The sequence below is a fragment of the Candidatus Zixiibacteriota bacterium genome, assembly GCA_040752595.1.
Taxonomy (GTDB): domain Bacteria; phylum Zixibacteria; class MSB-5A5; order WJJR01; family WJJR01; genus JACQFV01.
The window spans coordinates 431,214-453,537 of the sequence record JBFMGX010000004.1 but is presented as its reverse complement, the minus strand read 5'-3'; the positions used below and the strand labels follow the sequence as shown (position 1 = coordinate 453,537).

15 protein-coding genes are annotated in these 22,324 nt (G+C 62.6%); 3 read left to right on the top strand and 12 right to left on the bottom strand.

The window, feature by feature from the left end; all coding sequences use genetic code 11:
* Positions 1-28 precede the first annotated feature (28 nt).
* Positions 29-2,674, bottom strand: coding sequence for a DUF5916 domain-containing protein (locus AB1792_02105; GenBank protein ID MEW5701011.1), 2,646 nt, complete (start codon positions 2,672-2,674; stop codon positions 29-31).
* 223 nt (positions 2,675-2,897) lie between these two features.
* Complete coding sequence (locus tag AB1792_02100; protein ID MEW5701010.1) at positions 2,898-5,363, bottom strand: DUF5916 domain-containing protein; 2,466 nt, start codon at positions 5,361-5,363, stop codon at positions 2,898-2,900.
* A gap of 483 nt (positions 5,364-5,846) precedes the next feature.
* Here AB1792_02100 and AB1792_02095 point away from each other — a divergent pair, with 483 nt between their 5' ends.
* Positions 5,847-6,359: a GspH/FimT family pseudopilin gene (locus AB1792_02095; protein MEW5701009.1), complete on the top strand. Its 513-nt coding sequence runs from the start codon at positions 5,847-5,849 to the stop codon at positions 6,357-6,359.
* Positions 6,360-6,992: 633 nt separating this feature from the next.
* Positions 6,993-7,928: an amidohydrolase family protein gene (locus AB1792_02090; protein MEW5701008.1), complete on the top strand. Its 936-nt coding sequence runs from the start codon at positions 6,993-6,995 to the stop codon at positions 7,926-7,928.
* Positions 7,929-8,391: 463 nt separating this feature from the next.
* Here AB1792_02090 and AB1792_02085 read toward each other — a convergent pair whose 3' ends face one another.
* Positions 8,392-8,832: a hypothetical protein gene (locus AB1792_02085; GenBank protein MEW5701007.1), complete on the bottom strand. Its 441-nt coding sequence runs from the start codon at positions 8,830-8,832 to the stop codon at positions 8,392-8,394.
* A 198-nt stretch (positions 8,833-9,030) separates the two neighbouring features.
* On the opposite strand from AB1792_02085, the gene AB1792_02080 reads away from it, so the two are divergent.
* Entirely contained in the window at positions 9,031-10,152 is a 1,122-nt protein-coding gene (locus AB1792_02080; GenBank protein MEW5701006.1) for a 4Fe-4S binding protein, read from the top strand.
* Between the two features lie 207 nt (positions 10,153-10,359).
* Here the strand turns inward: AB1792_02080 and hemG are convergent, their stop codons facing one another.
* The 9 genes from hemG to AB1792_02035 all read right to left on the bottom strand — a co-directional run bounded on the left by hemG (position 10,360) and on the right by AB1792_02035 (position 22,260).
* A complete protein-coding gene (gene hemG / locus AB1792_02075; protein ID MEW5701005.1) occupies positions 10,360-11,760 on the bottom strand; it encodes a protoporphyrinogen oxidase in 1,401 nt (466 codons plus the stop codon).
* A gap of 143 nt (positions 11,761-11,903) precedes the next feature.
* The gene (gene hemN, locus AB1792_02070) at positions 11,904-13,331 is read right to left on the bottom strand and encodes an oxygen-independent coproporphyrinogen III oxidase (protein ID MEW5701004.1); all 1,428 of its coding nucleotides are present in this window, start codon (positions 13,329-13,331) and stop codon (positions 11,904-11,906) included.
* A 61-nt stretch (positions 13,332-13,392) separates the two neighbouring features.
* Positions 13,393-14,448: a uroporphyrinogen decarboxylase gene (gene hemE / locus AB1792_02065; protein MEW5701003.1), complete on the bottom strand. Its 1,056-nt coding sequence runs from the start codon at positions 14,446-14,448 to the stop codon at positions 13,393-13,395.
* Positions 14,449-14,621: 173 nt separating this feature from the next.
* Positions 14,622-15,902: a glutamate-1-semialdehyde 2,1-aminomutase gene (gene hemL, locus AB1792_02060; GenBank protein ID MEW5701002.1), complete on the bottom strand. Its 1,281-nt coding sequence runs from the start codon at positions 15,900-15,902 to the stop codon at positions 14,622-14,624.
* A 160-nt stretch (positions 15,903-16,062) separates the two neighbouring features.
* On the bottom strand, positions 16,063-17,046 hold the full coding sequence (gene hemB / locus AB1792_02055) for a porphobilinogen synthase (protein ID MEW5701001.1): 984 nt from the start codon (positions 17,044-17,046) through the stop codon (positions 16,063-16,065).
* The gene (gene hemC, locus AB1792_02050) at positions 17,003-18,715 is read right to left on the bottom strand and encodes a hydroxymethylbilane synthase (protein MEW5701000.1); all 1,713 of its coding nucleotides are present in this window, start codon (positions 18,713-18,715) and stop codon (positions 17,003-17,005) included. Before hemC ends, hemB begins: the two co-directional genes overlap by 44 nt.
* Entirely contained in the window at positions 18,712-20,097 is a 1,386-nt protein-coding gene (hemA, locus tag AB1792_02045; protein ID MEW5700999.1) for a glutamyl-tRNA reductase, read from the bottom strand. The genes hemC and hemA overlap by 4 nt, the downstream gene beginning before the upstream one ends.
* Before the next feature lie 317 nt (positions 20,098-20,414).
* Positions 20,415-20,840 carry a hypothetical protein gene (locus tag AB1792_02040; protein ID MEW5700998.1) on the bottom strand — a complete coding sequence of 142 codons (426 nt, stop codon included), beginning with the start codon at positions 20,838-20,840 and terminating at the stop codon, positions 20,415-20,417.
* A 7-nt stretch (positions 20,841-20,847) separates the two neighbouring features.
* Positions 20,848-22,260, bottom strand: a complete 1,413-nt coding sequence (locus AB1792_02035; GenBank protein ID MEW5700997.1) for a sigma-54 dependent transcriptional regulator — start codon at positions 22,258-22,260, stop codon at positions 20,848-20,850.
* Between the last annotated feature and the right edge of the window lie 64 nt (positions 22,261-22,324).

Below are 22,324 nucleotides of genomic sequence, written 5' to 3'. Positions count from 1 at the left end.
GCGGCCCAGACACGGCGCCCAATTCGAGTCAGGATACCGGAATCCAGTAGCTGATCTTGATCGCGAAGAAGTTGTCGCCGGCGGGACGGAAGGTGCGCCAGAGTGAACGAGGCCCGACGGCACGCCCCAGTCTCTCTTCGCCATCGCGGTTCTGCTGCCAGACCAGATAGAGTGTGCTTCCGGGTCGGAACTCCCAACGCAGGACCACATTGCTGGAAAAGGAACGCTCGCCGTAGTCGGGCTGCTCGATCTGAAGCGTGTCGGCCCCGTCCACGACCTGATAGACACCGTCTCCCGTTTCGGTGATCGTCGTGCCATGCTCACCGTACAACCGCAACTCATAGCTGCGAGCGGCGGCCAATTCCCCGAAACCATGGTAGCGGCCGCTGGCGGCGAAGGGACGCGCATAGACCTCCAGACTCAAATCCGGCGTGAAGTAGTAGTTCACCCGCATGGATGCCGACAACTCGCTCTGCTCGATGCGGGCAAAGACGTAGCGCTGGCCGTAGGTGGCGGCCGGTCCGCCGTCAAATGTCCCGACATACTGCCGCGAGCTCTCACCGCGCATGAAGCTGGGTGTGAGAGACAACGACAGACGATCCCCGACGCGCGTTGACCACTGCGCCCATGGCACACATTCCCAACCGTTGGTTTCGCTCCGACCCAGACTGACGCCGCCGCCATACTGGGTCGTGGCCGCGTAGTTGCTGTGTGCTTCCAGCGCCAGATAACTGTTCAGCGGCGTTGCCATCAACGGACCGCCCCGGGTGGCGTCGTCGCTCAATCCGTGCGTCGTGACTCCGCCGATCAGGTAGGTCGACAGGTAGTTCTTCCACGTCGCGCTGGCTTCCAGTGAGAAATCGCTTGCCTTGCGGATGCCGTCGAAGTTCCACTCGGTGGACGGTGAGAACACGAATCTGTAGCTGCGCCAGAGGCGGCCCGGCGTGGTTTCACGGTAGACCACCTCCGCACCGCTCCATATGTTGTCGGCCGACCGAAGGACCCCGGCGTCGTTGAGCTCAAACCCCGGCGACTCGACAAACGAGCCCACGCCCCAGAGCCAGTGACGTCCTGCTTCTTTCTCAAACTTCATCAGGCCGGTGTATCCCCACAGCGCGGTGCGTGTCGAATCAACGTCCACATGTCCGGCATCGGGACGCTGGAAGTAGTGAGTGCTTGCAGTCTGCGTGCCCAGGATCGCGTCGCGGCTGCCCCCGACACGACTGAATCCGGCATACCCCGACAGTTGATAGGCGCCGCCCTGGAAGCGCAGATTCCAGTCGGTGCCGCCGGTGACGGCGTCACGACGCAGGGAAGAGGCCAAAGGATCGTCCGCCGGCAGATCGCGCCCCACGCCGGTGAGAATCAAACCCACCGTCGATTTGTCCTCGCCGAATTCTTGCTGTAGCCGGGCGACGCTGTACCCCGTTAGGGGCTCAACCCGGAGCCGCGACTTGACGCCATCTCTGTAGACACGAGCGTATTCGCGACCGGTCAGGGCGCTCAACACGCCCAAGGACAGGCCGGACGCCAGGCGTCCGGTGATCTTTCCCGCTCCGAGGATCGTCGTCGCGGTCGGTTGATCCACGAAATCGCCGTCTGCTTCCCCGTGCGGAGTGGCCCCGATGCGCCGTGAATAGAAATAGGTCGGCCCCTCGGTCTCAAAGAGGGGATTGCCCTCGACAAAGAAGGGGCGTCGCTCGGTGAAGATCGTTTCGAACGCCGTCAGGTTGATGACTGCCGGGTCCGCCTCCACCTGGCCGAAATCGGGATTGACGGTTGCCTCCAGTGTCAGGTTTGGCCCCAGACCCATCTTCAGATCGCCGCCGAGACGGCCGTCAAAATCGCTCCCGTCGTGGAGAGGGTCGCCGGCGTCGCGATTCCCGGTGAACAGGCCATCGCCGGCCGTGTAGGGGAGAAGCTCCAGCCGCGACGACGGTTTGATCCCCCGAATCCCGATCAACTCACCGAACCGCGACGACCAGCCGGTACAATTGCGCGGCACGTAGATCCAGAAGTCGTCCTCGTTGCGTGCCGGAATCCAGCGGTTGAGATTCACGCCCCAGACTTGTTCGTCCCCTTTGTTGAAGCGCAGTTGAGAGAAGGGAATCCGCATCTCCGCCGACCAGCCCCACGGTTCGACGGCGGTGCGGGCGGACCAGACCGGATTGAACGACGGATCGCGGTCGTTTTCCTCGTCCACGGAGTGGTAGCGATCGGTGCGGACACCGGCCACGCTGACGCCGAAGTCATAGCAGGTGCGGCGGTCGCGGTAGGTGTCCAACGAGACGATCATCTGTTCAGAGCCGCCCGGTTGGTCGCGACGATTGCAGTGGAGACGCAGCCCGACCGGATCGTCGCTGTACATCCGGGCGCCGACGTACAACGCCTCGTCGTCGTACAGGAATCCGACCTCGGTGCGCTCGCGCGGCACGGCCCCTTCGTCGGGCTCCTTCTGCAGGAAATCGGCGACCATGATCGCCTGCTGCCAGGACGCCTCGTCCAGGCGCCCGTCGACGTCGGGTGCATGGCCATTGATGCGGACCGCCGTCAGCGACTTGTGCGGCGTAGGATCCTGCGCACGGCCGACGGGGACACTCAGTCCGACTGCGCACACGCCGACGGCAGTCGCTGCGAGGATTCTCCCCCCTGATATCGTTCTCCCATGATCCACGGTGCCTCTCCCGGGGTTCGATGTGGCTCGCCGGATCGTCAGAGGACATTCCGGCGATCGTGACACCGTATGGTACCGGTCCCGTCCCGGCACGGCAAGGACCCCGGCCGTGGGGACACCGCTTTGTGACAGGACAATTGCACGAGGCACTGCCGACGTTCACTGTGGGGGCGGTTCCTGAACCGCTCGCGATACGAAACGCGCTCAGTGGTACACGCGCGCGCTACAGATTCCACCAGTAGTTCAGCTTCACCATGAACACATTGTTCGAACCCAGATCAAAGAGACGGTTCATCCCACGGCGAATCGTGAAGGAAGGGACCTCGTCGTAGTCGTCCCGGGCCTGCGTCCAAACCAGGTAGATGGTTGAGCCGGGCCGGTATTCCCAGCGCAACACCACGTTGGCATTGAAACTCAAGATCGAATAGTCGGGATCGTCGTCTGTCTCGTCCCGCGACAAGTCCGGCGCGGGGGTGAAGGAGCCAACTCCGACCAGCCGCTTGTAGTGGTCGTAGTGGACATTGGCGACGAAGACCTCGCCGTAGAACTGCACCGACAGATTGGTCGTGAAGGTCGCCGTGCCCCGTGACGTGATCGAGAACCGCTGCGAATTCTGCTCCGCAAACAGGTATCCCGCTGGTTCGCTCACCGTCGGCTCGATGTCGCCGACGTAACGGGAGACACTGTATCCGATGTTGTAGCTGGGAGCGATCGACAATTCCAGATTGGTGGCGGGGCGCACCTGCGTGACAACATAATAGTCATTGTAGCCGCCATCGCGATTCGTCCCCCAACTGTAATTGACCTCGAAGTAGACCGGCCGACGGGAATCCGTGCCGCCCCACATCCAGTAGTCGTACCCGGAGGGAAGCCTCACGGCAGGGCCGCCGTCGATTTCATAGTCATCATAACGGGAGGCATCGCGCGCATGACCGCCGCCAACCTGCCAGCGATTCAAGAATTCCCAGTTGAAGTTGTAGTTTCCCCCCAGTTGCAGGCGCCGGCCGTCGCTGTTCCAACCTTCCCACCAGTTGACGTTGTTCCACGTGCGGCGGATCGGACCGAAGGTCTTCTCGGTCCGGTACTGCCACCAGCCCCAGCCGCCGATGTAATCGTTGCGTTGAATGAATCCGAGGTCGTTCACGTCCAGATTGGGATCGTCATACTCGAACCCCATCTGGCCGCGAATGTGCTTTCCCGAACGCTTCTCGATGGTCGCGGTGGCGCCCCATCCGGTAGCTCCGGATGAGGGAGAGGCAACGACCGACTGCCCCCGCAGCTCCCAGACATTGCTCTTCGTGCGCAGATTCCAGTCGACGCCGCCGCTGTACGACGGCGCCTTGCGGTCCCGGTTCAACGCCGTCATCATCAGACCGACGGTCGAATTCCCCCAGATGTCCTGACGGACGCGGGCGATGTTGGCCGTGCCGCGATTCGCCACGCGCTCCCGGACAACGGCGGTGTCGGCGCCGTCGATCTGATGGTACTTCGCGTACTCATCGGTGGTGACCGCATTCAGCATGGCGTAGGAAAGTCCCTTGTGGGTCTTTCCCGACAGTTTCCCCGCATAGAGAATCGTGGCGGCCTCCGGCAGATCGATGATGTAGTCGTCGGACTCGGCGTCGGGATGGTCGGGAGCGGCGCCGATGCGGCGGGAATAGAACAGACTGAACGGCGTATCGAACAACTGCAACCCTTCGAGGAAGAAAGGCCGTTTCTCGGGGTAACGAAACTCGAAGTTGGAGAGGTTCAGCACTGTGGCGTCGGCTTCGACCTGGCCAAAGTCGGGGTTCACGGTGGCATCGAGAATCGAATTCGGTGAGAGAGCCCATTTTATGTCGGCGCCGACGTCGCTTCTCCACATTCGACCGTCGGGATTGCCCAGACGCGTTGGCTCCGTCTTGAACTTGCCGACCGTATAGGGAAGCACTTGCAGATGACGCGGCGGCGAGATCCCTTCGAGACCATCGAGCACACCATAGCGGGAGACACCGGAGGCCTCCCGACGCGGGACAAACTGCCAGCGGCATGTTTCATCGTTGCGTGAGATGTAGCGGACGAAGTCGATCCCCCATTCATGGCTGGGGCGCTGCGGGAACCGCAGGCAATGGTAGGGGATGCGCATTTCCACCGTCCATCCCACCGGTTCATGGGCGACCTTCGCCTCCCAGACTCCATCCCAAGTGTCGTCCGTCCAGTTGTCGTTGTAGACGTACCAGTCCCGCTCCACACCGGAGGCATTGACCACAAACGTGTACGCGGTCTGGCGGTCGTGGTAGGAGTCGATCGCCACCTGAACATAATCCGCCTCGTTGGACCGGTCCCGCCGGGTCAACTGGCGGCGAATCCGGTCGGGATGTGAGTCGAAGCAGATGATCCCCACATAGAGGGCTTCGTCATCATAGGCAACCTTGATCCACGTCGACTCACTGGCGGCTTCACCCTCTTTGGGCCATGTTTGGCGAAAACCGCGTGCCAATGGCGCTTCCTGCCAGAATTTCTCCTCCAGCCGGCCATCCAGCCGAAACTCCCCGGCCTTGCGAATCGCTTTGAGTTCCTTGGGCGGATCGGCGAAAATGATCTGACTGGCCGTCTCCGGTACCGGCGTGTCGATCGCATACGCCGGCGATCCCGAGCCGACGGTTCCCAACAGCACCGCCACAGCGGCCCATGATTTTCCCAGTCTCAACTGCATTTCTTCCCCCAGACAGCCATTCCTATGGCCACAAGGATGGACATTGAGCGACTCGACGCATACGGCCGAAGATGCTGAACATGATCGGCCGCTTCATCACTTTGGACGCCGAACCGGAATGTCGGTTAGGTTGGCGACGTCCGGTCGCGTCATATGAACGCGGCACAGGCCCCTCGAGTTACTCATGACCGGCCAGGGGAGGGGGAGCGACTCACCCCCTCCTCTTCGTCGAGTACGACATTGCGGCGATGAGGTTGCACTATGGGTAGGTTCCCACACATGGGGGGCGTCGCCAGATCAATCGGTGTCGCCGGCGAATGCCGGTGGCCGGCCGGAAGCCGAAAAGCCATCGCAAGGTATTGTATTCCCATCAGATAGAGGTTGAGGGCGGGAACGACCCAACGGCGCCATTCATGGCAGATCGGTTGCTTTGGAGACGATTGCCGTCGGCCGAGTGCCTAAGGCAAGGAGTGTCATATGAACCGTATCGTTCATCGTGTGCGAGACTGCCGGGGCGTCAGCCTGATGGAAATGATGATTATCACCGTGATCATCGGCGTGATGTCGGCCATGGCCGTCCCACAATGGCTGAAGGCGCTGCCGCGCATGCGGGCCCAGTCCGCCGCCCGCGAAGTCGTTTCGGCGCTGCGCATCGCCCGGTCGGAGTCGATCGCGCGCAAGGAGCCGTTCGGCATCAACTTCGATGTCTCCAACAACGTCTATGAGACCTTCATCAATCGGAACAATCCGGCGGCGGCGACCTACACACCCGGCGATTCCCTGGTCGACAGCATGCTTGTCTATCAAGACGCCAAGATAGCGTCGCAGACCTTCCCAACTTCCGCGGTCGTATTTAACCCCGACGGATCGGCGTCGAGCTCGGGAGTCGTCAATCTGATCGCCAAGGATTCCTGCGTGGTATTCACGATCGACGTATTGGCCTCGACTGGCCGGATCCGCATGACCGAGAGCCCAGGACCCAGCAACTGAGTCCATCGTTCATTGGTCCCAGACCGCCGCGGCGTCTGCCGCGGCGGTTTCCTATTTGGGTCAATCCGGTGGCGTCGTTCCCAAAAAGCCCACGGGGGCGGCTTCATGCCGCCCCCGCAGTCGTCCGGTGCCAACCACCACCCGGAGAGGGAGGTCTTTGTCTCTCGGCCCTTGGCGGGCCCGCCCCCATGCGCCAACCGTGATCGATGCAGTGCTCGCCACCGTCAACGCGCCGTCGTTTCCGCGATTTCGATTGAGCAAGAATGAGGCCGCACGGCCCATTTAAGTGATGGCCGAGAGATGCGCGCTAAGGACATTGATACACAGGGCATTACCGTGCCGGCATTCGCATGGAGTTTCTTTGGATGGATTTTGGGCCGTTCGAGGCGGGGAAGAGGTGTGGCTCCAGTGCCTCAGCATCAGGGATTGCCCCCCTGCGCCATAGGCCATAAGGGCGGATAATAGACGTTATGTCACGTTCCGCCTCCCGTGCGCCGCACCCATCCAGCTTCCTGTGCCCTCGATCGCCTCACCCTTTTCCCTTGCATGCCGGTTGCCGTGAGGATTCATTCGGAGAGCCGCATCTTCCGGCCCCCATCACGGGCCGTCACGACGATAAGACAAGACATTGCCGTGGAAGTCATCGACGCCCATGTTCACTTCTTTTCCTACAATTACTTCCGGCTGTTGACGCAACAGCGGCAGCACCCCGCCGACATCGACAAGTTCATCGACGACCAAGCGCGCCGGCATCATTTCGAAGCCCCGCCGCTCGACCCGGTTCGACTGGCCGATCGCTGGGTGACGGAGTTGGACCATCACGGTATCGGACGCGCCGTCATTATCTCCGGTGTGACCGGGGATGAGGTCTCGCTCAGCCACGCTTTACGCGTCTTCCCCGACCGCTTCATCGGTGTGGCGGCGGTCAGTCCCTATCTGGCGGTCGCCGAGGACCTGGTAGAGCACGCCGCCCGCGAATGGGGATTCCGCGGTGTGGCCTTGTATCCCACGCTCCATCGCTTTGCGGCGCATGCCGAATCTGCCTATCCGATCTATCGACTCGCGCGCCGTTACCGGCTCGTCGTTTACGTTTACTTCGGTCGCCTGCGCATCGTGACGCGCCGCTGGTGGGGGCTGCCGGACGTGTACGACTCCGGCTATGCCGACCCGGCCGATCTGCACAGAGTGGCATCGGACTTCCCCGGTGTCAACTTCGTCGTCCCGTCATTCGGGGCCGGCACCTTATCGCAACTCCTCCGCCTGGGGGTCCAGTGCCCCAACGTCTACCTCGACACGTCGTCCTCCAACAACTGGCTCGAAGACCAGTCGGAGTACTCCGGGTTGACGCACGTCTTCGAGCGCGCCCTCGATGTGTTCGGGCCGCGACGCGTTCTCTTCGGCACCGACTCCGGGATATTTCCGCGCGGCTGGCGACGCCCCATTTTCACCGAGCAGAATGCCATCCTGGACGCGCTGCAAGTGGGCGACCGCGCCCGCGAGGCGATCTTCGGCGGCAATGCGCGCCAGATATTCGGGCTGGACCGGGACATTCCGTCGTATGTGATCTAAAATCAGTTGCATGCACTCAATCACTCTCAAGCTTCGCGGCGCCGGGTGCCCACACCCGGCGCTGCGGTCGGGTGTGGGCACCCGACCGCACAGGAATCGGGTTACGCAACTGGTTGTAGAAGAAGTGTAACAGTGGGAGTGATGGCCAAGGGGCTGAAGCCCCTTGTTTGCCCACGGCTGCCACGATGACTCATCGCGTCGTCCCGCAAATACCGACGGCCTTCCGTTGCCGGAAGGCCGTCTCCCCCGTCAGCCCGAGGCCCCATTCCCCTCCCTGGGTCAAGAGCCTGATGTCACCGAGTTGAACGCATCCTGCAAACAGGCCTGGCAGCTTGTTTGGTGCTCGCGCGTGGCGTCCGGGGGACCTCCCCTGTCACCCGCACCTCACATACCTCCATACGACGGCGTTTATTCCCTGGTTTCCCCGGATTTCTTTCACGCCGATCCGCAATCGCCGGGACGGCTAATCGTCACCCTCGTCAACCGGCCTCAACCGCTTGGCCGCCCTCCTGTGCCACCAGAAGATCGGCAGGGTGATGACAACCGTAATGAACGACTGCATCAATTGCCACAGCCCGTCATGTCGCTCCCCCTCGACCACCAGTGAACGATACTCCTCCCACGCCTGCCGCAGTTCGTCCTCGGACATGGTGGCGGCACCAGTCTCCCTCTCCCCGGTCGCTTCAATGGGTGCCCGCCCCTTCGGACCAGGACCCACTGTGGCACGCTTGTAGGCCGCAAACGAGCGGACCTGCTGCCATTGGTACGAGTCCAGAGACAGCGTGGGGAATGCCAACCGGAGCGCCGCATGGCCGGCGGCGATCACGGCGATCAGCAGGGTGATGATGGCCACCAGACCGACCACATGGAAGTATGCGGCCTTCCAGTCGAAGCGTGTTTTCATGTGCCCTCCCGCACGACGCACCGAAGGTACGGGGCGCCGCTGTCCCGCCAAGTGTTTATTGCCACAAGGATGGCTGTCGTTCAGGTTCGGACGGCCGGGATTGGCCTGGCAAAACCGGTCCGGGTCGCCTCTTTTTTCTGGCGCGCACATGCGGCGTTGACGTATAGCAATCGACACAGTTATCGTATGGATTCGCCAATGTCTCTTCATCCGACCGACGACGCACCGGACACCTCAGTCTTGGCATCGCCGGCGCCTCCCCGCAGGAGGCCGACCATCCGCCGCCGACGGGCTTCCGGCATCGACTGGCGGTTCTGGTCGCAGAGCTTCTGGACCGTGATTACGCTCTGGATCGGCTGGGAGTTCTACCGGTTTGTGCGCTACTACGAGACCGGTGCCGCGGGAGCACCGCCGACCCGTCCGCCGGGGGCCGAGTCCTTCCTGCCGATCTCCGGACTGATGGGACTGCGCGACTGGATCGCCACCGGGATTCTCAATCATATTCACCCGGCGGCGACCGTCGTGATCCTGCTGGCGTTGATCTCCTCGATCCTGCTGAAGAAGTCGTTTTGCGGCTGGGTCTGCCCGGTCGGCTTGATCTCCGAGGCGGTCGGGAGTGCGGGGCGCAAGATCCATCGCTGGAAAGGGAAGCTGCCGCGCGCGCTCGACATTCCCCTGCGCTCCCTGAAGTACCTTCTTCTGCTCTTTTTCGTCTGGGCGATCCTCTTTCAGATGTCGCGGCAGGGCCTGAACGCCTTCATCCACTCGCCCTACAACAAAGTCGCCGACATCAAGATGCTGAAGTTCTTCACCGAGATCGATTCCACAACACTGTGGACTCTGGGCGTGTTGTTTGGTCTTGGTTTCATCATCAGCGGCTTCTGGTGTCGGTTCCTGTGTCCCTATGGGGCGCTGACCGGTTTGGTCAGTCTCCTGTCGCCGTGGAAGATCACCCGCAAGGTCTCGGCGTGCATCGACTGCGACAAGTGCAACATCGCCTGCCCGGCGCACATCCCGGTGGCGCGGTTGCACCGGGTGCGATCGGATGAATGCAACGCCTGCCTCGCCTGTGTCGATGTCTGCCCCAGCACCGAAGCGCTACATCTGTCATTGCCGAAGACCCGCGCCCGCCTGTCGCGACGCGCCACATGGATCGCCGTCACGGCGATCTTCGTCACCGGGATCGGCCTGGCGATGGTGACCGGTCACTGGCAGAACACAATCACATCCGACGAATACGCCCGTCGCATCCCCGAGATCAACAACCCCAAGTACCAGCACAATCGCGGCGAGGTCCCCCGGTACACGCCGGAGGATTGAGCATGGCATGCGAGGCATGCTGGAAAACCCATGGGAGTGGTGCTTTGCGCCCATTTGTCATCCCGAGCGAAGCGAGGGATCTGCTGTTTCTCCGGTGGCAGGACAGCAGATTCCTCGCCCCGCCAAAGAGCGGCGGGACTCGGAATGACAAGAGTCGCCTCTTTTCAGCGGCCTGTCAGGGCACGGGATCGGCGGGCAAAGCCCGCCCTACATTGTGAGAATCTGCCCGGCCACACGGTGCGCCATCTTCACGCAATCGTTGAGGCCGACACCGTAGAAGGCGTTGCCGACGAAATGCAGACCGGGATGCCGTGAAGCCAGAGACTCGATCTTTGCACGTCGCTCGCGGTGCCCGAGCGTGAACTGCGGGATGCCGCGTTCCCAGCGATAGACGCGCAGGAAGGAGGGATCGGTCTTGATGCCGATCACGGGATTCAGTTCCCGGCGGACGATCTGCCACAATTCGTCGTCGTTGAGATTCACAACCGACGGATCCCCTGCCCCGCCGAGCATGGTGCGGAACTGAACGTGACCGGCGGGAGCGCGGTCGGCGAAAATTGACGAGGTCCAGATCGACCCCAGCGTGCGCAACCCTTGATTTCGAGGAATCAGGAAACCGAAGCCGTCGAGGGGATGCACAATGTCCTCGCGTCGGTGCCCGGTAGCGACGACTACGATTGCAGCATAGGGGATCTCATTGAGCGCCGCCGCCAGTGTCTGGTCCAGGCCGTTGAGCATCTCGGCGGCGGCATAGGCGGGGCATGTGAGAACGACGCGCCGCGCCTGAACCTGTCCGCCATGGCCGTCTGTGATTAACCAGGCGCCATCATCATATGTGATCCGCTTCACCGCCTGTCCGGTCCGGATGATTGGCTGAAGTCGATCACCGAGGCGCGTCACGACGACATCAAGGCCGCCGCGGAACGATGTCAGATGCCCGCCGGGACCAGCCGGGCCGCCGCGTTTCTTGGGAGCGTCAGGATTCGCGCGCCGGGCGCGGCGTTTCTCGCGCATCTTCGCGATCAGCGCGCGCACGAGACTGCCATATTGCATTTCCATGTCGCGCATGATCGGAAAACACGACGGCAGCGACAGCTCCTTCGCCAGACCTCCGAACACACCCGAGACCATTGGATCGACAAACATCCGCGCCGCCCCATGGCCGATCCGTCGCGCCGCGAAGTCATAGACCGATTCATCGGAATCATCCGCACGTCTGGGAACAAACGGCTCGCCGAAAAGTCGCAGTTTCTCGATGGGATTCAGAAGCCCGGTCGTGAGAATCCTGACCGGAGAAAACGGCACCGGGTGCAGATGACCATTCTTGACGATAAAGCGTTTTTCGCTCTTCTCATTGGCCGGTTCCAGTCGATCGCGCAGGCCGATCTCGTTGACAAGCCGCAATGTCAACGGCTCGCGATCGAGGAAGCCGTTCGGGCCCCAGTCGACCGAATACCCATCGATACGGTCCGTGCCGATCGTACCGCCGAGACGGTCGGTCGCTTCCCACAGCTCCCAGCCACCGGGGCGTTCGTGCAGGCCGAGCCAATGCGCCACCGCCAATCCGGAGATGCCGCCGCCGATGATCAGACCGTCGAGAGGCGTCATGCTGAACCGTGCAGTGAGAGAACAGCAGATCCTTCGCTTCCCTCGCTTTCGCTCGGGACAAGTCGCTCAGGATGACATGGGGAGCAATTCGGCATTATTGGCAACCAAGGGGCTTCAGCCCCTTGTCCACGATCCCGTCTTGGTTACACCGTCCGCGAGAAGATCGGTTTCTTCGCCGTTGCCTGCCCGGTCAGACGCGGCAGATAGGCATCGAAGACCATCGCGATGTTGCGCACAAAATGCCGCCCGGTCGACGTTACGACAAAGCCATCGGCATTGATCTGTACGAGGCCGTCGTCGGTGAGCTCCTCCAGTCGTGCCATCTCGGAAGAGAAATACTCCGCGGCATCGATGCCGAACTGCTCGCTGATACCGTCGAAGCTCAAACGTAGTCGGCACATGATCGACAGGATCGCCGCGCGGCGAATCTCATCGTCGCGCGTCAATGTCCAACCCCGGTGAATTCCACTCCCGGTTGTGTCTATGAGTCGATAGTAGGCACCGAGACGCGAGTCGTTCTGCGCGAAGCAGCCGGCTATCTCGCCGATGGCCGAGACACCCAGCCCGATAATGTCGCGTGATGCGGACACGGTGTACCCCATGAAATTCCGATGCAAACGCCCGTTGGTCAGTCCCTGGGCCAATTCGTCGGTCGACAGCGCGAAGTGATCCATGCCGATCGGATCGTATCCCGCCGCCAAGAGTCCCTGCACCGCGACCGCGAAGAGCGCGAATTTCTCCGGTCCCGCCGGGAGTTCCGCTTCATTGATCTGCATCTGCTGCGGCCGCCCCCAGGGTACATGCGCATACGAGTAGACCGCCAAACGGTCGGGACGCCAGCGTGCCACCGCCGCGATGGTCGCGCGGAATTCGGCGACCGTCTGACGCGGCAGGCCGTAGATCAAATCCATGTTGATCCCGGTGAATCCCAGCGCGCGCCCAAGTTCGTGCGTGGTTTCCGTCTGTGCGAACGTCTGCCCCCGGCCGATCGCGGTCTGCACGTCGGGATCGAGGTCCTGCACACCCATCGACAGACGATTGAAACCGAGCGCGCGCAGATGGCGCATCTGCTCCGGCGTCGTCACGCGTGGATCGACTTCGATCGCCACCTCAGCATCGGCAGCGAGTGCGAAGGCATCATTCAGCGTGTGCCAGAGGCGGTCGATCTGGGGAATCGTCAGAAATGTCGGCGTACCGCCGCCCCAGCTCAATTGCAGGACGGGACGCCCTGTCCCAATGACATCAACGACGTGATCGATCTCGCGAAACAGATACGCGAGGTACCGTTCGACTGTCTCCTGCCGTTGCGCGATGACAACATTGCAGCCGCAGAAGGTGCAACGCTCATGACAGAACGGCAGATGTACATACAGCGACAGCGGCCGGTCGGTGGCGGCGAAGCGCCTCAGGTGCTCATCATACTGCGCCGCGCCGAAATCCGCCGTCCAGACCGGCACGGTGGGATATGATGTATATCGCGGTCCCGGACGGTCGTACTTACGCAGCAGCCCGGTCGGCACCGACCAGTAGGCGTCCGTGGCAGCGGATTCGGTGGTTCCTAATGCACGCATCGGCATCCGAGTCTGGCAAACAAGGGGCTTAAGCCCCTTGTCCTCCATTCTCGCCTTCCATCTACCTCTTCGGCGGCGTGCCGTGTACGACTTCCACCAACGCGCGCAGGTGCTCCTCCGGCGTGTCCGGCAGAATGCCGTGCCCAAGATTGAAGATGTGCCCCTTGTCGGTGGTGTCCATCTCGTTCATGATCGCCGTGGCGCGGCGGGCGATTTCCTCCCGAGAGGCAAACAAAGCCGTCGGGTCGAGGTTCCCCTGCAGCGCGGTCGCCTCGCGGCACATGGTGGCGGCGGTACGGAGACGCGTGCGCCAGTCGACGCTGATGACATCGAAAGGGACATCGACCAGCGGCTGCAATAGATGCGATGTGCCGCCGGCATAGAGAATCACCGGCACTCCCGGCTTTCTGATTCGTTCCAGGATAGTAAGGTAGTGCGGTACGACGATCTCCCGATAGTCCTCCGGCGACAGCAAGCCACCCCACGAATCGAACATCTGCACGGCATCGGCTCCGGCGGCGATCTGCGCCGACAGATAATCGGCGATCGCATCGGCCAAGTGCGTCATCAGACGCTGGGCGGCCACCGGTCGTTCATGGAAGAATCGCCGCGCCACCGTGAAGTCGCGCGAGGTCGTTCCTTCGATGGCATAGCAGGCGAGCGTGAACGGCGCCCCGGAGAAGCCGATAAGCGGTACCGACGGCGGCAAGGCAGCACGGATCCGACGCACCGCCGCCGGGACGAAGTCGACATCGCGCCCCGGATCAAAACGACGTAGCCGATCGACTTGCCCGACATCGGCGATGGGATTCGTGATGGTCGGCCCGCCTTCCTCGAAACGCACCGGCAACCCCAACGGCGGCAGGAGCACCAGGATGTCGGAAAAGAGGATCGCCGCATCGAGATCGAACTCGCGCACCGGCTGCAATGTGACCTGGCAGGCCAACTCCGGTGTCCGGCAGACCTCTTCGAAGGTATGGCGCTCGCGCACGGCACGGTACGAGGCCTGATAGCGCCCCGCCTGACGCATGATCCAGATCGGCCGACGCGTGACCGGACGACCATAGCATACCTCGATGAAATCACGCTTCGATGCCCCACCCGAAGGGTGGGACATCGCATGCGTGGTTTGTGCGCTATTCGATGATAACGACATGTCGTGTCCTTCAGAATCCGTGAGGCGGGCTTCCCTCGACCTCCCTCGGCTTCGTTCGGGACAAGTCGCTCGGGACGGGCTGCCCGCCGTCTTCTACGTCCCCAGTGCTCAAAGAGCGGGGAGCGAAGCCCGCCCTACAATGCCTCGATTCCAGCGGTGATCACGTCGATCGCCTGTCGCAACGATGCCTGATCATGTGCCGTCGAGAGGAATCCGACCTCGTATGCCGATGGCGCCAGATAGACACCATGTTCCAGGCAATGGTGGAACACTCGTTTGTACCGTTCGGCCGCCCCGGGTTCGATCTCCGTTGGATTGCGCGGCGGTTCGGTCCCGCCGAGGTACAGCCAGAAGATCGATCCGATCCGCACCAGGCAGGCATCGTGTGCGGAGAGATTGATCCGCGCCCGCAGCATCTCTTCGAATTGACGACCCTTAACTTCCAACTGCGCGTAGACGCCATCACCCGCAATCACATTCAACGTCACCAGACCCGCGGCCATCGCGACCGGATTGCCGGAGAGCGTTCCCGCCTGATAGACCGGTCCCAGCGGCGCCAGCTTCTGCATGATCTCCTTGCGCCCGCCGAATGCGCCGACCGGAAGTCCGCCGCCGATGATCTTCCCGAATGTCATCAGGTCGGGCGCGAACCCCAAGCGTTCGGCCGCGCCGCCTTTGCCGAGACGAAAACCGGTGATCACCTCATCGGAAATCACGAGCGCCCCACGCTTGTGCGCAAGGTCCGTGACCGACTGCCAGAATCCATCCGCGGGCAGGATCAGGCCATTGTTCGCCGCTACCGGCTCGAAGATCACGGCCGCGACCTTGTCGCGGTGCTGACGAAACAGCGATTCAGCAGAGGCCAGATCGTTGTAGGTCGCAACCAGCGTCGCCGCCGCGAATGACGATGGCACCCCCGCCGACGATGGCGTCCCGAAGGTCGCCAATCCCGATCCCCCCTGCACCAAGAGGAAGTCGGCGTGGCCGTGATAGCACCCGGCAAACTTGATGATCAGGTCGCGTCCGGTGAAGCCGCGCGCCAGACGGATCGCCGACATCGTCGCCTCGGTCCCCGATGAGACGAAGCGCACTTGTTCGACGGGCTTGACCCATTCACAGACCTTCTCCGCCAACAACACTTCTTCTTCGGTCGGCGCGCCGTAGCTGGTCCCTTTCCGCATGGCCCGGTCGATGGCCGCGATGACCTGCGGATGCGCATGGCCGAGGATCAATGGTCCCCACGACATGCAGAAATCGATATACGAGTTTCCGTCGGCGTCGGTCAGATGGCATCCTTCTGCCGAGGCGATGAATCGCGGTGTCCCGCCGACCGCGCCAAAGGCGCGCACCGGCGAATTCACGCCGCCGGGGATGACGCGCTGCGCACGGGTGAAGAGTTGGTCCGACCGCTCGATCATTTCATTGAAGGGTGGGCTCTGCCCACCTCCTTGTCATGCCGCCACCGGCTGCGGACAGGGGGCTTTCAGCCCCCTGACGGTGCGTGCGGCTCGATTTCGCTCGCCACAGGCAGAGCACGCATTCTCGTAGGGTGGGTGCTCCGTACCCACCGTCCACCTACCCCAACCACTTCCCCTTTAGGATATCCCGCAAATGGTACGTCAATATGATCGACGCTCCCGCACGGGTGATCGCGGTCAGGTTCTCCAGCACGAGATCGGGTTCCTTGGCCAATCCCTCACGGACGAGCAACTTCGCCGCCGAGTATTCGCCGGAGACATTGTAGGCGGCGATGGGAATGTCGATCGAACCGGCCAGGTCGGCAATCACATCCAGATACGCCAGCGCCGGTTTGACCATGACGACGTCGGCGCCTTCTTCGATGTCGAGCATCGCCTCGACACGCGCCTCGCGGCCATTGCGCCAGTCCATTTGGTACGATTTGCGATCACCCTTCTGGGGCGCCGATTCGGCGGCCTCGCGGAAGGGGCCATAATACGACGACGCATACTTGGCGGTGTACGCCAGAATCCCGGTCTTTGCATATCCGGCGTGATCGAGCGCCTCGCGGATCGCGCCGATGCGGCCATCCATCATGTCCGATGGACCAACCCAATCGACACCCGCCTGCGCCAGACGCACCGCCATGCGCGCCAGCACATCGAGCGAGGAATCGTTGTCGATGTCGTCACCGTCCAGCAGGCCGCAATGCCCGCTCGACGTGTAGGCGCACAAGCAGACGTCGGCGGAGATGAACAAGTCCTCGCCGAACTCGCGGTGTAAACGCTCCACCGCCCGCACAACGGGATTGTTGTCGGCATACGCCGAGGCCGCGTCCGACGACTTGTGCTCGGTGACGCCGAAGAGCATGATGCGTTTGATCCCCAGCTTGAGATCGGCGGCGATCGATTCCGTGAGTTTGTCGACCGACTCGCGGTTGATCCCCGGCATGCTGGGAATCGGCATGCGTCCGGTCGCATCCTCGCCGACGAAGTACGGCTGGATCATCGGCGCGGTCGACAGGCGGGTCTCGGCGACCAGATCGCGAATGAGCGGGTTACGACGGAGTCGACGGGGACGACGGGTCAGGGAATAATCCATGAATCACCTCGGCAGTGCCTTCGAGCGAACGCTCGAAGGGTTCATATACAATCGGGAATCCGGCCTGACGCAACGCTTCCGTCGTCGCCGGTCCGATGGAGACAGCAGTGGTCGTCAATGGCAGTGATCTTCGCGCCAGAAGTATCCGGGCCGCTTGGGGGCTTGTGAAGACAACAGCGTGGGGATCGGGAAGCGCGGGGAGGGTCTGCGCCAATGCCGGGCTCTCGGCTATGTCATAGCAGACCAGACGATCAAATCCCGTGCACCCCTCGGCCAGGGTCATTTCAAGATCGGCGGCCGCCGCCTGTCCGCAGGGAAAGAGAACCCGTCCGATACGCGTCCCGACGTCGTGCAGGAACTGCTCCCCCATCGCCTCGGCGTCGGCCACGTCGGCCGTGAAATCCACGCGCCAACCATGCCGTTCGATTGCCGCCTTGGTCTTGACCCCGACAGCCGCCAGGCGAGTCTGCGCGCCGAACCGGGCACCGTGCTCGTGCATCAAATGCGCCATCTCATCAACCGTGATCTGGCTCGTGAAGAAAATCCAATCGTAAGAACCAAGTTCCAGCATCGTCCGGCGCTTGACTTCCCGATCGCCCGCTTCAACGGCAACGAAGACGGGAATGGCGGCGATGTCGAAGGCGCTTGAGTTGAGTCGGCGACGAAACGGCTCGGCGCGCCGCGCGTCGCGCGTGATCCACACGCGGACGGGGCTCTGGACGCCGGTGGCGGCCCGATCTTCGGGCGGTTCGCGAACCGCCCCTACAGCGGCGCCTGCTTGTGTTTGGCATTTGAGATAGGAGACAACCGCGGCAACGACCGATTCGTCGTCGCCACCCGTGATGATGATCCGACACGGCTTCGCCGGCTCATCGGTCCCCAGGAATGCACCCAACCGAAGGCCGTTGCCGGTTGTCTCCGAGAACGCCCCGAGCGCAAGCTGGCACCCACCTTCCAAACGCCGCAGAACCTCCCGTTCCGCCCATACGGTGCGACGTAACGGGAGCCTGTCGAGGCGACCGACGATGGCATGCGCGCGCGCGTCGAGATCCCGTATCTGCACGGCGAGTGCCCCCTGCCCCGGTGCCGGAACAAAGAGCACCTCCGGGAGGCGAAATGCAACCAGGCCTTCCAGATCGAGACCGAGACGGTCGAGCCCGGCGGCGGCGACCAGGATGGCATCATAGCGGCCGTCCCGCAGTTTCCGCAGACGCGTCGGGACATTCCCACGCAGATTCTCGACGGCCAGATCAGGACGCAGGAAGCGCAACTGCGCAATGCGTCGCGCGGAGGATGTCCCGACGCGCGCGCCTTCATGCAGGCGCAGGGGCCGTGAACGATCGACGGCAGACGGGGCGGTCAGAAGAACATCGCGGCGGTCGGCCCGTTCCGGTATGGCACCCAGAACGAGACCGTCCGGCATGACGGTCTGGAGGTCCTTCAGCGAGTGGACGGCAATATCGACGGTTCCGGCGCGCAGCGCCTCTTCGATTTCCTTGGTGAAGAACCCTTTGCCGGGCATGGCGGCGAACGCAGTTTGATGATCGCGATCTCCGGCGGTCCTGATCACCACGATCTCGGCGTCGAGGCCGGCCGCGTCACGGATCAGGCCCTGCACGTGGCGCGCCTGCCAGAGGGCGAGGTCGCTTCCCCGCGTTCCGATCTTCATGTGTTGTTCAGTGGATCGCCGATCAATCCCAAGCAGGTGCCACCTTCGCGCACGGCGCAACGGTGGGCGACGGAATGATCGGGATCGCCGTCCTCGTCGGCCCGCTCCTCGACACAGTCGTATCCGGCCAGAAGCGCGCACTCCGATCGGGCAATATCCGCCTGTTCGGCCAGGGCGGCAAGGGGCAGTTGGTTGCTATACTGCACCAACTGCCGGACCCAGTGGGCAATGGCATCGCGGTCGGTGTCGGGTAGGTGCGCCAGGCGACTGGCAAACAGGCGTCGCATGCCGGATTCCGCGAAGGCCAGCGACTCATTGAGGGAGGACGACAACACCGGTTTGAATTCACGTTGGGCGTTCAGCTTGTGGGCGCGGCCGATGGCCTGATCAATCATGCGTTCGGCGGCGTCGACGGCGTGAAAGCGCTCGCGGCGATTGTGGTCGGCGATGGAGCGGAAATGTGGGATGTCCAGATAGGTGATACCTGCCAAGTCGCCGATGACGGGATCGACGTCCCGCGGGACAGCCAAGTCGATGATCAGAACGCCAGGGTCGACGCTCCCACGAAGCCCGATCAGCCGTTCACCGAAGGCACGCGTGAAGATCGGCCGCTCCGAGCCGGTCGATGTGAACAGAACGTCATGTGCAGGAGGCGCCGCCAGAAACTCCTCCAGCGAGAGCGAAGCGCCGCCGAAACGCGCGGCCAGTTCATCCGCCCGCGCCTTGGTGCGATTCACGAAGAGCATCGTCGTCGCGCCGGCATCGCGCAGGTGCGCCCCCAACTTGATGCTCATCGGCCCGACGCCGACGATGACCACACGGGGATGCGGACGCTGTGACACCCGGCCCGAAATCGTGTCCAGCAGCAGATTCACCATCGACACGGCATACTGGCCGATCGGTGTCTCGCGGCGAATCTTCCTGGCGACCCGGAAGGCGTCGGCGAACACCGCACTCAACTCCGGCCCGGACAGCCCCGCTTCTTCCGCGAAAGCGACCGCCTCCTTGACCTGGCCGAGAATCTGCGCCTCCCCCACCACCATCGAATCCAAAGAGGATGTGACCCGGTAGAGATGGCGCAACGCGCGGAATGCCGTCAGGGAACTGATCTCGGCGGGCTCGAATGCCACCCGTTCACGCCCACTCAGGAAGAAATCGAGCAGGCGGTTGCGGTACGCAATCCCGGCACCACTGTCCGCGATGTAGTAGAATTCGGATCGGTTGCAGGTGTACAGCGGCACCACTTCGCGGAACCCACAGGACTCCTTCAACGCCGCCAGCCGTTCACGCTTCTCCGCTTCGGGAACCGTCAACGCCTCCAACAGCGGGATGTTGCCGCCCGATCGCACCGACACCCCGATGACACCAAAGCGCAACATCATGCATCCTTTTGTTCGGCCCTGTTCCCGGCGGGTTTCCGGCCGAATCTCGTTACTTATATCACGAATTCCACCCCAAAAACAAGAGGTTTTTTGTTCCTCCCTGGCGCCCGAACGGCACCCTTCCCGGCGTCGTGGAGCCTCATGTCACAAACGCACGTCTGTCGGGCCGGGTTCCCACCGGTGACGGCAGCGCGGCCCGCAACTTATACAATTATTGTCGCATTCTCCGTGCCCGAGTCACAGAATTTGACAGGAGGGCCGTCGTCGCGTCTGCAGAAGCCGACGACGGACAAGCCAAGCCATTTTGTCACAGCGGCTTAAGGAGCCATGTCGCGCGGACGACACAAGAACCAGAACTTGGCGGCGTATTCTTCGCCGAAGAAGAGCTCCAGCTGGTACTTGCCGGCAAACGGGACCGTACCTTCGTGCATGGTTCCGTCCCAAGGAAGCGTATACTGCCCCGGCCCTTGGCGACCAATCGGGAGGATCAATATCAGCTCCCCGGTCATCCCGTTGATGCGTGCTTCCACGTTCGTGGAGTCATAGACCGTGTAGCGGAAGCGATCCCCCGCCCAAATTGTATGGTATCCCACATAGACGTAAAGGTCGATCTCGGGTGGCGTATAGGTCTTGCCCGACTCCGCCCCACCGGGGACCGACGGGATCGCAGAGGCAACAAGACTCAGCACCAGTCCGGCCCAGACATAGCGCTGAAGACGCCGATGCAATCGTTGATCTGACATACCGTCGTCACTCCGCCGCGGCGTCGGCGACGCTTGCGTCCACTTCAGTCCCCGACGCACCGCCCCCCGGTACCTTGAGTCCGTACTCGTAGAGCTTGTTGCGGAGTGTGCGCGACGATATCCCCAGCCGGTCGGAGGCACGCGTCTGGTTGTTTCCCTCCGCTTCGAGCGTCGCCAGAATCAGCGCCTTCTCCATCTCGTAGATGCTCATCCCCGGCTCGATCATCTGTGTCCTGGGACGAGGACCACCCGTGATCAAATCCCGCGGGAAATCCTCCGGCGCCAATACGTCACCGCCGGCGATGACAACGGCACGTTCGAGGAAATTCTCCAATTCACGGACGTTTCCCGGCCAGGAATACTGCTCGAAGAGCCGCATGACCGCATCCGAGACGCGACGGACCGAGCGGCCATTCTGAGCATTGTACCGGCGGATAAAGCACTCCACCAGAGCCGGGATGTCGGAACGGCGTTCCCGCAGCGGCGGCAGGTCGATGGCAACGACATTCAGGCGATAAAACAGGTCGGCGCGGAAGTTCCCGGCGTCGATTTCGGTGGGGATGTGCCGGTTGGTCGTGGCGATCACCCGGACGTCGACGGGAATCTTCTTGTCGGAACCCAGACGGTGAATCTCCCGCTCCTGCAGGACTCGCAGGAGCTTCGCCTGCTGCGTCGGCGGAATCTCCGAAATCTCGTCCAGAAGGAGCGTGCCCCCGTCGGCGACCTCAAACAGCCCCCGCCGCTGTCGCAAGGCGCCGGTGAAGGCGCCCTTTTCGTGGCCGAACAGCTCGCTCTCGAAGAGGTTTTCCGGGAGGGCGGCACAGTTGATCGCCTCGAATGGACCCTCGCGCCGCACGCCGCGATAATGAATCGCGCGCGCCACCAGCTCTTTGCCGGTTCCCGATTCACCGGTCACCAGCACCGTGGCCCGCGAGTCGGCGACGGCGTCGATCAGATCGAAGACGCGCCGCATGCGTTCCGACTGCCCGATCAGTTGGTCGGCGGCATACCGCCGGGTGACCGCCTCGCGCAGCATGCGGTTCTCGACCTTCAGCCGACGGTATTCGAGGGCCCGGTTCACGACGGCCTCGGTGGCATCGGTCCCGACCGGCTTGACCAGGTAGTCGAAGGCCCCGGCCTTCATCGCGCGGACGGCATCGGCAACGTCACCGAATGCGGTCATGATCACAACGACCGTGTCCGGGGCCGTCGTCCGCAGGCGATCCAACAGCGCCAAGCCGTCCATCCCCGGCATGCGAACGTCGGAGATCACCAGATCGAACTCACGTCCGGCGATCTTGTCGAGCGCCGCATCGGCCGAGAAGGCGCAATCGACGGCATAGGACGATTCCCGCAATGTGGTCACGAGGAAATCGTTGACGAGAACATCATCGTCGACTACAAGGATGCAAGCGGCCATGGATGAATCCTAATGCTCACAGTCTGGAACCAGTTTCATAACCGGGTCGCCGAATTGAATCGCC

What these genes read in the sequence shown, in the direction of transcription:
- AB1792_02095 (MEW5701009.1), top strand. Translation starts at nt 5,847, where the DNA reads ATGAACCGTATCGTTCATCGTGTGCGAGACTGCCGGGGCGTCAGCCTG.
- AB1792_02085 (MEW5701007.1), bottom strand. Translation starts at nt 8,832, where the DNA reads ATGAAAACACGCTTCGACTGGAAGGCCGCATACTTCCATGTGGTCGGT.
- AB1792_02080 (MEW5701006.1), top strand. Translation starts at nt 9,031, where the DNA reads ATGTCTCTTCATCCGACCGACGACGCACCGGACACCTCAGTCTTGGCA.
- hemG (MEW5701005.1), bottom strand. Translation starts at nt 11,760, where the DNA reads ATGACGCCTCTCGACGGTCTGATCATCGGCGGCGGCATCTCCGGATTG.
- hemN (MEW5701004.1), bottom strand. Translation starts at nt 13,331, where the DNA reads ATGCGTGCATTAGGAACCACCGAATCCGCTGCCACGGACGCCTACTGG.
- hemE (MEW5701003.1), bottom strand. Translation starts at nt 14,448, where the DNA reads ATGTCCCACCCTTCGGGTGGGGCATCGAAGCGTGATTTCATCGAGGTA.
- hemB (MEW5701001.1), bottom strand. Translation starts at nt 17,046, where the DNA reads ATGGATTATTCCCTGACCCGTCGTCCCCGTCGACTCCGTCGTAACCCG.
- hemC (MEW5701000.1), bottom strand. Translation starts at nt 18,715, where the DNA reads ATGAAGATCGGAACGCGGGGAAGCGACCTCGCCCTCTGGCAGGCGCGC.
- hemA (MEW5700999.1), bottom strand. Translation starts at nt 20,097, where the DNA reads ATGATGTTGCGCTTTGGTGTCATCGGGGTGTCGGTGCGATCGGGCGGC.
- AB1792_02040 (MEW5700998.1), bottom strand. Translation starts at nt 20,840, where the DNA reads ATGTCAGATCAACGATTGCATCGGCGTCTTCAGCGCTATGTCTGGGCC.
- AB1792_02035 (MEW5700997.1), bottom strand. Translation starts at nt 22,260, where the DNA reads ATGGCCGCTTGCATCCTTGTAGTCGACGATGATGTTCTCGTCAACGAT.